General features: G+C 29.6%; 13 protein-coding genes and 1 riboswitch. Of the genes, 1 reads left to right on the forward strand and 12 read right to left on the reverse strand.

Annotated features, from left to right (window positions below; genetic code table 11):
- Nucleotides 1-53 precede the first annotated feature (53 nt).
- From purN to ACO5J6_RS03110, 7 genes are all read right to left on the reverse strand, one after another.
- A complete protein-coding gene (purN, locus tag ACO5J6_RS03080; RefSeq protein WP_485641981.1) occupies nt 54-644 on the reverse strand; it encodes a phosphoribosylglycinamide formyltransferase in 591 nt (196 codons plus the stop codon).
- Nucleotides 632-1,630: a phosphoribosylformylglycinamidine cyclo-ligase gene (purM, locus tag ACO5J6_RS03085; RefSeq protein WP_485641983.1), complete on the reverse strand. Its 999-nt coding sequence runs from the start codon at nt 1,628-1,630 to the stop codon at nt 632-634. Before purM ends, purN begins: the two co-directional genes overlap by 13 nt.
- Before the next feature lie 155 nt (nt 1,631-1,785).
- Nucleotides 1,786-3,168 (reverse strand): amidophosphoribosyltransferase, encoded by a 1,383-nt coding sequence (purF, locus tag ACO5J6_RS03090; RefSeq protein ID WP_485641985.1) that lies wholly within the window; start codon nt 3,166-3,168, stop codon nt 1,786-1,788.
- 6 nt (nt 3,169-3,174) lie between these two features.
- The gene (gene purC, locus ACO5J6_RS03095; protein ID WP_485641987.1) at nt 3,175-3,882 is read right to left on the reverse strand and encodes a phosphoribosylaminoimidazolesuccinocarboxamide synthase; all 708 of its coding nucleotides are present in this window, start codon (nt 3,880-3,882) and stop codon (nt 3,175-3,177) included.
- A 31-nt stretch (nt 3,883-3,913) separates the two neighbouring features.
- A complete protein-coding gene (gene purE, locus ACO5J6_RS03100; RefSeq protein WP_485641989.1) occupies nt 3,914-4,393 on the reverse strand; it encodes a 5-(carboxyamino)imidazole ribonucleotide mutase in 480 nt (159 codons plus the stop codon).
- 102 nt (nt 4,394-4,495) lie between these two features.
- A complete protein-coding gene (locus tag ACO5J6_RS03105) occupies nt 4,496-8,455 on the reverse strand; it encodes a phosphoribosylformylglycinamidine synthase (protein WP_485641991.1) in 3,960 nt (1,319 codons plus the stop codon).
- A gap of 266 nt (nt 8,456-8,721) precedes the next feature.
- Nucleotides 8,722-8,819: riboswitch (purine riboswitch) on the reverse strand.
- Between the two features lie 53 nt (nt 8,820-8,872).
- Nucleotides 8,873-10,510: a Na/Pi cotransporter family protein gene (locus tag ACO5J6_RS03110; protein WP_485641993.1), complete on the reverse strand. Its 1,638-nt coding sequence runs from the start codon at nt 10,508-10,510 to the stop codon at nt 8,873-8,875.
- 443 nt (nt 10,511-10,953) lie between these two features.
- On the opposite strand from ACO5J6_RS03110, the gene ACO5J6_RS03115 reads away from it, so the two are divergent.
- Nucleotides 10,954-12,492: an IS1/IS1595 family N-terminal zinc-binding domain-containing protein gene (locus ACO5J6_RS03115; RefSeq protein ID WP_485641995.1), complete on the forward strand. Its 1,539-nt coding sequence runs from the start codon at nt 10,954-10,956 to the stop codon at nt 12,490-12,492.
- Nucleotides 12,493-12,607: 115 nt separating this feature from the next.
- Here the strand turns inward: ACO5J6_RS03115 and ACO5J6_RS03120 are convergent, their stop codons facing one another.
- From ACO5J6_RS03120 to ACO5J6_RS03140, 5 genes are read right to left on the reverse strand one after another with little or no spacing between them, the layout of a single operon-like run.
- Nucleotides 12,608-12,775 (reverse strand): hypothetical protein, encoded by a 168-nt coding sequence (locus ACO5J6_RS03120; RefSeq protein WP_485641997.1) that lies wholly within the window; start codon nt 12,773-12,775, stop codon nt 12,608-12,610.
- Nucleotides 12,776-12,789: 14 nt separating this feature from the next.
- Nucleotides 12,790-14,307, reverse strand: coding sequence for a methyltransferase domain-containing protein (locus ACO5J6_RS03125; RefSeq protein WP_485641999.1), 1,518 nt, complete (start codon nt 14,305-14,307; stop codon nt 12,790-12,792).
- On the reverse strand, nt 14,291-14,722 hold the full coding sequence (locus tag ACO5J6_RS03130; RefSeq protein ID WP_485642001.1) for a hypothetical protein: 432 nt from the start codon (nt 14,720-14,722) through the stop codon (nt 14,291-14,293). The genes ACO5J6_RS03125 and ACO5J6_RS03130 overlap by 17 nt, the downstream gene beginning before the upstream one ends.
- 56 nt (nt 14,723-14,778) lie before the next feature.
- On the reverse strand, nt 14,779-14,943 hold the full coding sequence (locus ACO5J6_RS03135) for a hypothetical protein (protein ID WP_485642003.1): 165 nt from the start codon (nt 14,941-14,943) through the stop codon (nt 14,779-14,781).
- A 4-nt stretch (nt 14,944-14,947) separates the two neighbouring features.
- Entirely contained in the window at nt 14,948-15,079 is a 132-nt protein-coding gene (locus ACO5J6_RS03140) for a helix-turn-helix domain-containing protein (protein WP_485642005.1), read from the reverse strand.
- Nucleotides 15,080-15,225 lie beyond the last annotated feature (146 nt).

Genomic DNA, 15,225 nt, shown 5'->3' on the forward strand with positions numbered 1-15,225 from the left:
ATATTCTGTATCCGTATATTTTGTTCAGTTAGAATTATAATATCTGAATATATTTAATTCTTTAATATTTTTTTTATTCCTTTTATTAATAATTGATGTTCCTTCTCAAGAACTCTTTTCTGTAAAGTTTCAGGCGTGTCATTTTCTAAAACTTCTACTTTCATATTCATTATAGGTTCTCCTGTATCAATTCCGGTATCTACATAATGAATTGTACATCCGCTTTCTTTTTCTCCATTTTTTAATACAGCCTCGTGTACTTTCAGTCCGTACATTCCTTTCCCTCCATATTTAGGCAATAAAGACGGATGAATATTAATTATCTTTTTTTCCCATTTTCTGATAAATTTCTCCGATAATATGGACAAATATCCTGCCAATATTATATATGAAGTTTTCTCATTATTATTTTCGAGAATTTTATCTATCTCATCTGAAAGTCTTTCTCCCAAAAGTTTTCTGTCAGCCATTATATTTTTTATTTTATGTTTTTCAGCCCTTTTTAGGGCATAACACGACCTGTCGGCTATCACATATGAAATTTCGCAATCCAATTCCCCATTTTCAATACTGTCAATAATTGCCTGTAAATTTGAGCCTGAACCTGATACCAGAACTGCTATTTTCTGTTTTATTTCAGACATAATTTTTTATCTCCTTTACTTATATATCCAATCTCATATGCATCCTCTCCTGCTTCTTTGAGAATTTCGACAGCTCTTTCACTGTCTCTCTTATTGACAATAACAGTAAATCCTACTCCCATATTAAATGTCCCCCACATTTCATTTTCATTTACTTTTTTAAATTTATCATTTCTGAATAAAGGATGTATTTTTATTCTATCTTTATGGATATTCGCACAAAATCCCTCAGGAATAGCTCTTGGAACATTTTCAATAATTCCTCCGCCTGTTATATGTGCCATTCCATTTATTTTGATATTTTCCATAAGTTTTTGAATTGATTTTACATATATTTTAGTCGGTGTCAGCAAATATTCTCCTATCGTTTTTCCTTCATATTTCTCATTTAAATCTGTAAACAGTTTTCTTATAAGGGAAAATCCGTTGCTATGAGCACCGCTTGATGAAATGGCTATAATTACATCTTCCTCCGTAATATCACTTCCATTCACTATTTCATCTTCTTCAACTGCACCTACTGCAAAACCCGCAATATCATATTCTCCTATAGTATAAAATCCCGGCATTTCTGCCGTTTCTCCGCCTATGAGAGAAGCTCCCGCCTGTCTGCAACCGTCGGCTACACCACTTATTATTTCTGATGAAACATCTGAATCTAATTTCCCGCAGGCAAGATAATCAAGGAAAAATAAAGGTTTTGCTCCATGGCATAAAATGTCATTTACGCACATTGCCACGCAGTCAATTCCGACTGTGTTATAAATTCCTGTTTCAAAAGCGATTTTCAGTTTTGTTCCTACACCGTCAGTTCCTGACACAAGGACAGGCTTTTTATATTCTCCTAATCTGTACAACGCTCCGAAACTCCCGAGTTCATTTAAAACGTTGGAATTGTATGTACTTTTTACTTTATCTTTTATTTTTTCTACTGTTTTATATCCTTCTTCCTTATCCACACCTGAATCTTTATAAGAAATAGTCATCTCATTTTTCCTTTCTTTTTTATATGTTTTATTATCCTGTTTCCTAATATCTAAAGTTTTATAGCTGGAATAAAAATTCTTAGTTTTTTTCTGAATTAACGATAATTTCAAATAACTTTAGTAAAAAAATTTCACTAAATATTATATAAAATAAATTATTTCTTGCTATCCTTAAAACAATCCAAATTTACATCCTTATTTTGCAATGCTTTCTTAATATTTCCTATAGAAAGATAATCCAATGTTGTAGCTCCTATATATTCTCTTATCTCATCTACTGTCATAATATTTCCTATCAGTTCTTTCTCACTTGCGATATTGACTCCGAAATAGGACTCGCTTATTACTACGGGAGATGCCGATCTGAAATGTACTTCTTTTGCTCCTGCTTCAAACAGTATCTTTATAAGTATTTTAGAAGTTGTACCTCTCACGAGGGAGTCATCTACTACGACAATTCTTTTATTTTCAATGAGGCTCTTCATAGGGTTTAATTTTACTTTTACTGCATTTTCCCTCAATTCCTGTGTAGGCAGTATAAACGTCCTTCCAATATATTTATTTTTTAGTAAAGCTACTCCATAAGGTATTCCGCTCGCTTCAGAATATCCGATTGCCGCAGGAACTCCCGAATCGGGTACCCCTATGACGAGGTCGGCTTCTATAGGATTTTGTTCATATAACAGTTTTCCAGCTTCATGCCTTGAAGCATATACACTTATTCCGTCAATTACACTGTCAGGTCTTGCAAAATAAATATATTCAAAAGATGAATAGGATTTTTTTTCCCTTATATCATATTTTATTGACTCTACTCCATTTTCATCAATAATTACTATTTCTCCCGGCTCTATATCTCTTATAAATTTTGCATTTATAGCGTCTAAAGCACAGGATTCCGAAGCTAAAACATAAACTTCGTCATTTCTTTTTCCTAAACAGAGAGGTCTTATTCCAAGAGGATCTCTCACTCCTATCAGTTTATTTTCTGCGATTATTCCAATGGCAAATGCTCCGTCCAATTTTTTTAATGTGTTCAGAACTGACTGTCTGTATCCGTATTTTGCATTCTTACCTAAAAGTTTCAGAATTATTTCAGTATCAGTCTTGGTTTGGAAAAGCGAACCGTTTTCCATAAGTTCTTCCTTTACTTCTTTCATATTTACCAAATTTCCGTTATGTACAATGGAAACTTTTCCCATTATTGATTCTCCCCGTAAAGGCTGATAACTATGTGAAGACGCTCCCCCTTCGGTAGCATATTTTAGATGTCCTATCAATATATTTCCTGTATATGACTGTAAATCATCTAATGAAAATACGTCCGCTACAAGTCCTTTTCCTTTGACTGTTTTCAGTTTCATTTCGTTTTCAGATATAGTATCCGCTATGCTGAAACCTGCACTTTCCTGCCCCCTGTGCTGTAATGCGTACATTCCGTAATATGCCAATCCTACTAAATCCGTTCTCAATTCTTTGGAATAAAGGGCAAAAATTCCTCCTTCTTCGATTTTATCTGCACTTTTTACACTTGCCATTATTCTTTATGCCTCCAATCTGTTCAAAATCTCTATATACGCTTCCTCTATTCCGCCCAAATCCTGTCTGAATCTGTCCTTATCCAGTTTTTTTCCTGTTTTTTTATCCCAAAGTCTGCACGTATCAGGAGTTATCTCATCAGCAAGAAGTATCTCTCCTTTACTGTTTTTTCCGAACTCTATTTTGAAATCTACTAAAGTAATTCCCTCTTCATCAAATACTTTTTTCAGTAAATTATTTATTTTTCGAGTTGTTTCATATATTTGCCCTAATTCCTCAAAAGTAGTCAGTCCCATAGCTACCGCATGATAATCATTAATTAGAGGATCTCCGTATTCATCATTTTTATAGCAGATTTCAAATATTGTTGTCTTAGGTACTGTTCCGTCAGCTATTCCTACTCTTTTAGCCATAGATCCTGTTATTATATTTCTCACAATTACTTCAAGGGGAATAATTTCAAGTCTTTCACAAAGCTGCTCCCTTTCATTCAACATTTCTCTGAAATGTGTTCTTATCCCGTTTTTTTCCAACACCGAAAAAAGTTTTGCGGTAATTTTGTTATTTATAATCCCTTTGTCTTTAATAGTTCCTTTTTTTACTCCATTTCCTGCCGTAGCATCATCTTTATAATGGATAATCACTAAATTTTCATCATCTGTCGAATATACCTGTTTCGCTTTTCCCTCATAAATAAAATCTTTTTTCTGCATTTTGATTAATTCCTTTCTATAATTATTTTTCTTAAAAATCTACTTTGTTTTCATTTTCAGATATAAATTTTTCTTTCATTTCCTTTCTGAATTTTATAAGCTTTTCCTTTATATCCGAATACTTTATCGCCAGTATTTCTACAGCCAGCATTCCCGCATTATAGGAATTATCTATTCCTACGGTAGCTACGGGTATTGATTTCGGCATCTGTACTATGGAATAAAGTGAGTCAGTTCCTCCTAACGCTGCGTTTAGCGGCACTCCTATTACAGGGAGTACAGTTTTTGAAGCTATTACTCCGGGTAGATGTGCTGCAAGCCCTGCTCCTGCAATTATTACTTCAGCTTCCTTTTTTTCTGCTTCACTTAAAACTTCTTCCAATTTTTCAGGTACTCTATGTGCCGATAAAATATATGCTTCATATTCTATCCCAAATTCTTTGAGGCAGTTTGCCGCTCCTTTCATCTTTTCAATGTCTGATTTACTTCCAAAAAATATTGCTACTTTCATTTTTATTTTTAAGTCTGTACAAAATATTTATTTTGTACATTCTTAACTCCTTTCTGTATTTTCTATATCTTAATATAAACAGTTTTTTAACAGTTTTAAACGCTACAGGAAAAATTTTATACCATTTCTGAATATATTCTGCTCTTTATTACCATAAATATTTTTATATAAATTTTTCCCCATTCTTTCAGAATGTGCCATTTTTCCGAATATTCTTCCGTTATATGCCAACATTCCTTCAATTGCGTAGTAAGAACCGTTAGGATTAAATTCCGTTTCCATACTTGGATTTCCTTCAAAATCTACATATTTTGTTGCGATTTGATTATTTGCATATAATTTTTTGTATTCTTCTTCCGTAATAACTACTCTTCCCTCTCCGTGAGACATAGGAAGTGTATGTATTTCCCCCACTTCCATTCCTGCAAACCATGGAGAATTATCAGTTATAATCTTTGTTCTTACCATTTTTGCCATATGCTTGTTTATTGAGTTATATGTCAATGTTGGAGAATTATCGTCTAACTCCCTTATTTCACCATAAGGAAGAAGTCCAGATTTTATGAGTGCCTGAAATCCGTTACATATTCCTAAAATTAGTCCGTCTCTTTCCAAAAATTTATGTACTGCTTCCATAATTTTTTTATTTTTAAGAACTGCAACTATGAATTTTGCAGACCCGTCAGGCTCATCTCCCGAACTAAATCCGCCGGGAAACATCAGTATTTGAGTATTATTTATTCTCTTTACAAAATCGTCAATAGAACCCAATATTTTTTCATAAGACAGATTATTGAATACACCTATTTCAGCAGTTCCACCCTCTTTATTAAATATTCTTTCAAGGTCATATTCGCAATTTGTTCCCGGAAATACGGGTATAAATATTCTCGGTTTACCGAATTTTTCATTATTATTTATATATGCTGAACTTATATGTGTTGAATAATCTTTATTTTGGAATTTGCTATAATTTTTTCCGTCATTCATCACATTGTTAGAAGTTCTATTTATTTTATCACTATTTTCAAAATACATTGCACTGTTGTCTGAATTAGATTGAGAAATATCTGCTGTTTTATTTTCATTTTCCACTTTTGTAGGAAAGACTTTTTTTAGAGGTTTTTCCCACTCGGAAATCAATTCTTCCAAATTAATTTCTATATTTTCATTATCATTGTTTAAAACAATATTTTTATCATTCGATACTTTTCCAATTAAAACAGCATTTTTATATTCCAAATTTTCTTCTGTCTCAAGGATAAAAGCACCGTAATTTATCTTAAATAAATTTTCAGAATTTATTTTTTTCAGATTTATACCAATTCCTTTTTTATTTCCAAAACACATTTTTGCCAGTGTTTCTGATATTCCTCCTCCTTTTACGGCGCTTGCTGATATTATTTTCTTATTTTTTATATTTTCAGTTATAAAATCAAAATTTTCTTTTAAGCATTTTAAATCAGGTAAATCATTTTCATTATACTCGGTATTTACAAGGTATATATTATTTCCTTCTTTTTTAAATTCACTTGAAATAACATTTTCCGCATCTGTTATACTTACAGCAAAAGAAACTAATGTCGGCGGAACAGAAATATCATGGAAAGTGCCGCTCATAGAATCCTTACCTCCTATAGACGGCAATCCAAATTCTTTTTGTATATGGAGCGTTCCTAATAATGCAGATAACGGTTTTCCCCATTTTTTGGGATTATTTCCTAATTTTTCAAAATACTCCTGAAAAGTAAATCTTATGTTTTTATAATTTCCTCCCGCAGCAACAATTTTACACATTGATTCTATTACCGCGAAAGCTCCTCCATGAAAAGTTGACTGCTTTGCAATAAAAGGATTATAACCGTAACTTACTATAGACACTGTATCTGTTTCTCCGTTTGCAACAGAGATTTTTTGTGCGGAAACCTCTGACGGAGTCAGCTGATATTTCCCTCCGTACATTGCCAATACAGTTGTAGAGCCTATTGAAGAATCAAAAGTTTCAGCAAGTCCTCTTTGAGAACATACGTTTAATTCTTTCATATTGTTGATAAACTGTTCTTTCAATGTATCTCCTGAAACCTCTTTGGCTAATTCTAATTTTTTTGAGTTTTCTATTTCAATATTTATATTTGCTTTTGCTCCGTTAGTATTAAGGAAATCCCTTGATATATCCACAATTATTTCATCGTTATATTTCATTACAAGTCTATTTTTATCTGTAACTTCTGCAACTTTATATGCTTCCAGATTTTCTTCTTCGGCATATTTGATAAATTTTTCAAGATTTTCTCTCTGAATAACTACCGCCATTCTTTCCTGCGATTCAGATATAGCCAATTCCGTACCTGTGAGACCCGTATATTTTACTTTTACTTTATTTAGGTCTATTTCCAGTCCGTCTGCGAGTTCGCCGATAGCTACCGATACTCCTCCTGCTCCGAAATCATTACATTTTTTTATTAGTTTTGTTATATCTCCGTTTCTAAATAACCTCTGAATTTTTCTTTCAGTTATGGCATTTCCTTTTTGTACTTCGGCACCGCATTTTTCAGACGATTCCCTCGTATGTTCTTTAGAGGAACCTGTTGCCCCTCCTATTCCGTCTCTTCCCGTTCTTCCTCCTAAAAGTACAACTACATCATTTTTATCAGGTTTTTCTCTTATTATATTTTTCGCGGGAGCTGCACCTACTACCAGTCCCAGTTCCATTCTTTTGGCTTTGTATCCTTCGTCATATATCTCATTTACATAGGTAGTAGCAAGTCCAATCTGATTTCCATAGGAAGAAAATCCGTGAGCGGCTTTCTGAGTAATGATTTTCTGCGGAAGTTTTCCTTTTATTGTATTTTCCAATTTTTCCCTCGGATCTCCCGAACCGCTTATTCTCACAGCCTGATATACAAATGTTCTCCCCGACAGAGGATCTCTTATGGCACCGCCTATACATGTGGATGCTCCCCCGAAAGGTTCTATCTCTGTCGGATGATTGTGAGTTTCATTCTTGAACTGTAAAATCCACTTTTCTGTTTTTTCGTTTACAGATACATCAATATAAATTGAACAGGCATTTATTTCATCAGATACTTCCAAATCAGAAAGCAGTCCTTTTTTTCTCGCCTCTTTTCCGAAAATAGTCGCCAAATCCATTAAAGTCATAGGTTTTTTATCAATTTTTTTCTCATGAACATATTCTCTGCTCTTAATATATTCATTTAGAGTTTTTTCTATAATGTCTTTATACTTTCCTTTTTCTATTTCTATATTGTCTATTACAGTTTCAAAAGTTGTATGTCTGCAATGGTCCGACCAGTACGTATCAAGAACTCTTATTTCAGTTTCCGTGGGATTTCTTTTTTCTTCATCTCTGAAATATTTCTGAATAAGTTGCAAATCTTTTACAGTCATTGCAAGCTCCAACTCATTTTTAAAATCTTCTATCTCTTTTTCTGATTTATCCGTAAAGTTATTATAAATAAAGACCTTTTCTTTATTTTCTTTTTCGGAATTTTTATTTAATACCATTAAATTTTTTTCTCTCATTTCGACTTCATTTATATAATATTTTTTTATCTTTTTCAGCTCTTCTTCTGAAATATTTCCATATAAAATTATCAGTTTTCCGCTATTTACCGTTATATCTTTACTATCGGAAATTAAATTTATGCACTGAACCGCCGAATCTGCTCTTTGGTCATACTGTCCGGGTAAAAACTCTGTTGCAAAATATAGTATATTATTACGATTACTTGCATTGTCTATATTATTTACATTTATGTTTATGCCATTGTTATTATCAATAACATTAATATTTCCTATATTTTTTGCTGAATTTAATACATCTTCGATAGAATAATAAACTCTGTCAGTATTCACTTCTGAAAATACCGAAGTTACAACTTTTTTCAAATCATCTTCATTCAAATTAAAAATATCATATATATTTAATATTCTTAAATTTTCAAGATTTTCAATTGATAAGTTTTCTTTCAGTTCATTATATAGATTTTGTGCTTCAACTCTGAAATTTTCCTTTTTTTCTACAAATATTCTATAGTTCATTATTCACTCCTTTAATTTTTATATAAAAATAAAAAATCTAAGCAGAATTATACACTTAGATTATAAATAAATTTGTAGCTTGATTTATTAACTTTTGAGTTTATATATACTTTTTCGGCTAAAAAGACCGCAAACAAATAAGACAAACTGAATTGTCTAAAATATAATATCTGTAAAATAATGGATAACTGTTTTTTCATTATTTCCTCCAAATAAAAAATCTGTTTTAAAATTACACTATAAAAGTGAAGCAATAAAACAGATATTATATATTTATCTTCACTTATAGTTAGCAATTTCCGGTCGCTTGTAGAAACTCTTTGCCGTATTCAAAGAATATATAAGTAATTATTATTCAATTTTTCCGATTACAAAAAAAGTATATCAGATTTTCCTGATTTTTTCAAGAACGTTTTTCTAAACTCTATTTTCCAATATTTTTTCAACCATATTTCTTGAATGGTCTCCCACTCTCGTAAAGTGAGAAATCAAATCAATATAATACAATCCTGCACGAAGCTCACATTCCTGTGTTCTCATTCTTTCAATATGATTTTTTCTTATCTTTTTCTCCTGAGCATATAATTTATTATGTAAATCAACTACTTCTATAGCTTTTTCCTTATCAGAATTTTTTAATGCTTCTATAGCGTTTTCTATCATCTGAACTGATGTTTTCAGCAGACTGTCCACTTCCTTATGGGCAGTTTCGGAAAATTTCATTTTTTTCTTTATTTCATAATTTACATCTCTTATAATTCCTGCCGCATGGTCTCCAATTCTTTCAACATCTCTACACATATCAAGATAAAGCCCTATTTCTTCTCCTTCTTTTACATTAAAATTTTCTCCTGATAAAAGAGTAAGATAATTAGTTATTTCCTGATCTATATTATTAATACCTTCCTCTGCACTTTCAACTTCTTCAGCAATCTTTTCATTATGATTATGAAAAAATTCAACTGAAGATTTCAAATTCTCCAAAACTAAGGATGTCATATTTATCATTTCCATTTTGATTTGACCTAAAGCTACTGCAGGTGCTGTCAACAGTGCAATATCGAGTTTTGTCTTATATTCTCTTTCTTTTTTATCACTTTTTATCATTCTTACTACTAAAAACTCAAGCCATCCTATAAAAGGAAAGAGTAAAATTGTAGTAGCAGTGTTAAATGCTCCATGAGCAAAAGCTATTGTCATTTTTGGATTTAAATGTAAGATACTTTGCATAGTTTCTATAAATGCGGTAAACGGTACTAAAAAAATCATAAAAATTACAGTTCCCAATACGTTGAACATAACGTGAGAAGCAGCCAATCTTTTTGCAGCAGTGTTTGAACCTATTACAGCAATCACGGCTGTAATGGTAGTACCGATATTATCTCCAAACAGTATAGGTAAAGCCCCTTGAAGAGTTACAAGTCCCTCTTTATAAATATTCTGTAAAACACTTATTGTAGCACTTGAAGCCTGTACAAGAACTGTTATAATTGTACCAATAAACACACCCAATATCGAATTATGACTTAAATCTATCATTAACTGTCTAAATTCAGGAAGATATTTTAAAGGTTGCATTGACCCCGACATTAAAGTAAGAGCAAAAAATATACCTCCAAATCCAAAAAAAATTCTTCCTAAATTATTTATTACTTTTATTTTTGTAAAAAATAGAAATGCCGCACCTAAAAATAAAATAGGAAGTGCATAATCAGTAATATTAAATCCGATTATAAAAGTAGTTATCGTAGTCCCTATATTTGCTCCCATTATAATTCCTATTGCCTGTCTTAAAGAGAGTAGTCCTGCCCCTACAAGTCCTATCGTTATGACTGACGTACCTGAACTCGACTGGATTAATGCAGTTACTACTATTCCCACTAATATCCCTAAAAATGGAGAAGTTGTATATTTATCAAGAATGTACCTCAATCTATCTCCAGCCATTATCTGAAGACCTTCTCCCATATACTTTATGCTGAATAAGAATAAACCTAATCCACCTAAAAAAGCAAATATCATTTGCTGATAATTAATTGTCATTGCTTCCGCCACTGTCTTCCTCCATTTTAAAATTTTTAGTTCTAATCTTAAATTTTTGACATTTAATAATATCACAATTTAAACGAAAAAAAAAGATAAAATATGAAAAATTTTGAACTGTTTTGTGAGAAACGAATTCAATATAAATATTATACTAAAAAAGACTGAAACTTGTCCAGTCTTTTTTAACGTTTTTTTAATTCAAAACAATTCAAATTTAACTTTAGAGGTATTTTTAGTATTATGATAGCACATATTTTCTTTCTTGTCAATAACATAAGAAATATTTTATATATTCCAACAATCAAGGGATAACTTTATTCTTTATATTTACTATATTTATTGGTAATTTTATTATTAAAATCATAAAAAGTTTATTGAATTAAAAATCATTTTATGTTATAATTATAGCGTAAATATAAATACTATTATAGATTTTATTTAAGGAGGATACTATGTTGCAAAATATTCCAAATATAAGTGATTTAAGTAATTTTTTAAATAGTTTATCATACATTAATTTTAAACATATTGTAGATGAATACTCTACTAAAAATAATGTATCATTCAATACACAAATGGAACTTATGGTAACTAATAGTTTAGAATCTAAATTAAACGAATTAAATGTAAATTGTCAATGTCCTAAATGTGAATCATCTATAATAGTTAAAAATGGTAAAAGACCCAATGGAATACAAGAATATAAATGTAAAGATTGTGGAACTAAGTTTACTAAATTTACAAATACTATATTAGAAAAAACTAGATGGCATTGGGATATATGGGTTAAAGTATTAGAAATGACTATTAATAACTTTTCTATTAAGAAAATGGTTAATGTATTAGAAAAGGATTATGATTGCACTAATATTAATGAAAAAACAGTTTGGTTATGGAGAATGAAACTTATTCATGCAATAGCTAATTTACCACAACCTAAACTAACAGGTAATATACAAATAGATGAAACTTTTATAAGAGAAAGTCAAAAAGGGAGTAGAAACTTAGTAAGTTATATAAAAGGAGAAGAAAGAATTGCAAGATATGGACTTAATCCATCTAAATATGGAATAATGGGTAGTGAGTTTGCAACTATAACTACTGCTATTGACAATAAAGGTTATTCTGTATGCTTTGTATCTTGTTTAGGTAAATTATCAAGTGAGTTATTTGTTGATTTATTTGATGAGTATTTAGAATCTCCTTCATATATTTGTACCGATTCTAACTCTATATACAATAAATATTGTGAAATAAATAATATACCTCATTATATTAAACCATCTAATTATGATAAATTATTAGATGAATACGATTTATCTAATAAAACTAACGAACAAAGAGAAAAAATATTATTAAAATTATATAATGATGATAAAATAGATAAAATCTTAAATAAAGGTAGATTAAATTATTTAGAATTTAAAGAATTAAAATCTAAAAATAGATTAAGCCTTGCAAGAGTTAATGAGCTACACAATGAGATTAAAAAGTTTATAAATGTAAATAAAACAAATGTATCTAAAAAATACTTGAATTATTACATTTTATTTTTTAATTACATTAGAAATTATAAAGTGAGAAATGGTAATTATCCTAGTTCTAAAAAAGATGTTGAAAAGATATTTGTTGAGATATTAACTCAAAAAGTAAACTATACAATAAACGATATAAACAATAAACAATTAGATTTACCAAAGCCTACTGGTAAATATATGGCTATGTTAAAAGAAGAAACAGAAAAACTACAAATATTAACTAATAATACATTTACTTTTAATGATGAAGATAATGTTGCTACATTTAATAAAAGAGAAATTTTATTAAATATACCTAAATATAAGTTATATGAACTAGCTAAGTATTATAAAATACATAAATATAAAAAACTAGCTAAATGGTGTTTAGCTAGTCTGTTATTAAAACAAAGTGATATTAATACTATGTTGTATAAGGTTATGTTAAAAGATAGAGTTGTTAAAGAAGAATGAGAGACTGTGAACTTTTTTCAAATTTTATTCTTCTATGATTCGAATTATTTATTATAATTTCTCCTTAATTTCTTTACTCCCTCGATGAAACTTTCTAATATTTCCCCTTGCTCTATCAACCGATGATTTCTATTTTTTCGTTCTTCAAGACTAACTCTCTTTCTGATTTTCTTCTTCTATTTTTTAAGCTGAGGTAGTTTTTTTCATATTTTTCTTTTTCAACTTCATCTCTTTCTAAATTTTTGTGCATAGAAAAAAAGATAACATTTCTGCTATCTCCCAATTTGTAAACTCTTATTAAAAACTATTAACAAAATCTTTATAATCATCTACAGTGATTTTTTCTGTCTCGAATATATATTTCTCCATGTTTGATATATAATTGAAATCCAATATTTTTGAAACTTCTTCTAAATCAATTCTTGACAACACTTTTTTTGTATATGGTCTTTTTGAGTTTATATTAGTTATAGATAACAAAAATTTTTTTACGACATCACTATTCAGTAAAATAGTGGTTATCATTGCTATTTTTTCATCATTAAAACTCAAAAAATAACAAGTATCATCTAACATTATAGGTTTATTTGATTTTAACATTACAAAAATAGCATCTTTATAAAAACCAGATATTGCCACTTTATATTTGCTAAACGAATAGTCTCCTATTCCAAACATCGAGAATTTAGGAGCATTCTTATATATACTGCTTTTTCTTGATGATAAACTTTTTTCATAGCTATTTAAATAATTCCACAACTTTGGACTTTCAGTTTGGATATACTCTGTATTTTCTCCTACCTTCGTTTGTGTAACTATTACATATTTCCTTGTTTTATCACTATTTTTATATTTTTTTATATCACTGCTCTTTAACAAAGGATAAACCAAAGTATCTTCTATATCAACAACTTGATTAAATCCGTTAACATATTCTCTGTTCTGATTTAACATTAACTCCATTACCTTACTCGAATCATGCTTAACTCCTTGTCTCCATTCAAATTGTGATTTTCCATCTAATTCACTAATATAAAAATCGCAATCTATCACAAATCTTCCATTTATAAACCCCATCTGCGTTTCATATTGAATGTTATTATGTTCTAAATTATATACTTTAAATCTGTCTACATTATCGTTGTCATTTCCATATTTCTCAATATATAACAAACAAGCATCTGCTGAAACATTAAAAACTTCTTTGGCATCGAATTTTAAAATTACAACTTTTTTTATTGGAATATTTTGATGCCTTAATTCTTTGATTACATTAGTGGCAACATTTATTTTACATAATATAGCCAAACAAAGACTATTTACTTTCACCCTTCTAATAACATCTAATATTATGTATTCACATATGTCAAAATTAGATGAACCTGTCATGGCTTCAAAACCACTATAAGCTTTAAAATTTGTTTTGTTTGGTAAATTTTTAAGTTTGCCATTTGTTAAATTCGAGTTTGTTGCCCATGGTGGATTTCCAATTATAAGCACTTTATCTTTAGAATGTATATCTCCATATTCGTACTCAAAAATGTTATGATTAATCAACTTGTAATTTGATTTTCCCAATTTATCTAATTCTTCTTTTGCCACTTTCAAATAATCGCTATTTATATCAATACCTATAATATCTGTATCTTTAAATTCTTTACTAGAAGTTACTAAAAAATTTCCAACTCCACAAGTTGGTTCTAAAATTTTACTAGGAGAAAATGGAATATTATTTTTTACAAAATTTGTTATTACTTCCGTAAATCTTATTGGTGTCTGATAATCTCCTAATTCTTTTTTAATACTTCCATACATAATTAGTAATCCCTTCAATCTTATTATCTAATTGTATAACTCTTCCATATTGGAGTCTCCATTGCAAAGCATTAGAAATAGTTAGGTATCCCTGTTGTACACAAGATGATAATATCTCTATTGCCAAGTCATTATATACTATTTCATCACCTGGAACATTCTTATCATTTAGATACCCTATAATATCTTCCATATTAGCTCCATCCTTTTTCATCTCTATTAATCTTTTAGTAATTGTGTAATCAGCAGTTTTTTGTTTCTCAATGAATGTACAAAACAAAAAATTCAATGTACAAGTATCTTCGGTATCAATCTTTTCATAAACAAAAACTAATAAATTGTAGCCCAACCCAAAAATTTTTTGTCTTGCACTTCTAAATGGACAAGAGCTTTGAGGTTGCTTTACTGATGTCACCTTTATATCTGTATTTATGTTTTCTCCTGGTAAATCTATTCCTTTCGCACTATTTCCTATTTGTAAATCATACTTTCTTCTTGAAACAAATGCTCTACATATGTTCCAACTGCTTTTCCATCAGTGATTCCTATTAATAATCTATGATTTATCTTCGATTGTTTTTCACAAAAATTTTTAGCTTCCATTTTTAAAATTTCAATGTTTAATTTACATTTCATAATTCTATTCATTCTCCTCATCTTTTATTATTTCAACCACATCTTCAATTTTACAATCCATCGCTAAACAAATTTTTTCGATTGAATCAAGGTTTATATAAAATAATTCTTCTTTAGTAAATTCTAATTTTTTCATTTTCAATATTTCCTTTCAATCACACTAATAACCTTATTCCCTTTATCACTAACAATATATTTACCTTTAGTATTATTAAAAGTATCTATAAAGTTATCTTTTTTAAGTTCTTGCATTATTTTATTAGTTTTATTTTTAGAAAAATG

It is taken from the genome of Pseudoleptotrichia sp. (assembly GCF_057270515.1).

Excerpts from the sequence above, each read along its gene's own strand:
- purN (WP_485641981.1), bottom strand. The coding sequence starts at position 644 with ATGTCTGAAATAAAACAGAAAATAGCAGTTCTGGTATCAGGTTCAGGC.
- purM (WP_485641983.1), bottom strand. The coding sequence starts at position 1,630 with ATGACTATTTCTTATAAAGATTCAGGTGTGGATAAGGAAGAAGGATAT.
- purF (WP_485641985.1), bottom strand. The coding sequence starts at position 3,168 with ATGGCAAGTGTAAAAAGTGCAGATAAAATCGAAGAAGGAGGAATTTTT.
- purC (WP_485641987.1), bottom strand. The coding sequence starts at position 3,882 with ATGCAGAAAAAAGATTTTATTTATGAGGGAAAAGCGAAACAGGTATAT.
- purE (WP_485641989.1), bottom strand. The coding sequence starts at position 4,393 with ATGAAAGTAGCAATATTTTTTGGAAGTAAATCAGACATTGAAAAGATG.
- ACO5J6_RS03105 (WP_485641991.1), bottom strand. The coding sequence starts at position 8,455 with ATGAACTATAGAATATTTGTAGAAAAAAAGGAAAATTTCAGAGTTGAA.
- ACO5J6_RS03115 (WP_485641995.1), top strand. The coding sequence starts at position 10,954 with ATGTTGCAAAATATTCCAAATATAAGTGATTTAAGTAATTTTTTAAAT.
- ACO5J6_RS03125 (WP_485641999.1), bottom strand. The coding sequence starts at position 14,307 with ATGTATGGAAGTATTAAAAAAGAATTAGGAGATTATCAGACACCAATA.
- ACO5J6_RS03135 (WP_485642003.1), bottom strand. The coding sequence starts at position 14,943 with ATGAAATGTAAATTAAACATTGAAATTTTAAAAATGGAAGCTAAAAAT.
- ACO5J6_RS03140 (WP_485642005.1), bottom strand. The coding sequence starts at position 15,079 with ATGAAAAAATTAGAATTTACTAAAGAAGAATTATTTTATATAAACCTT.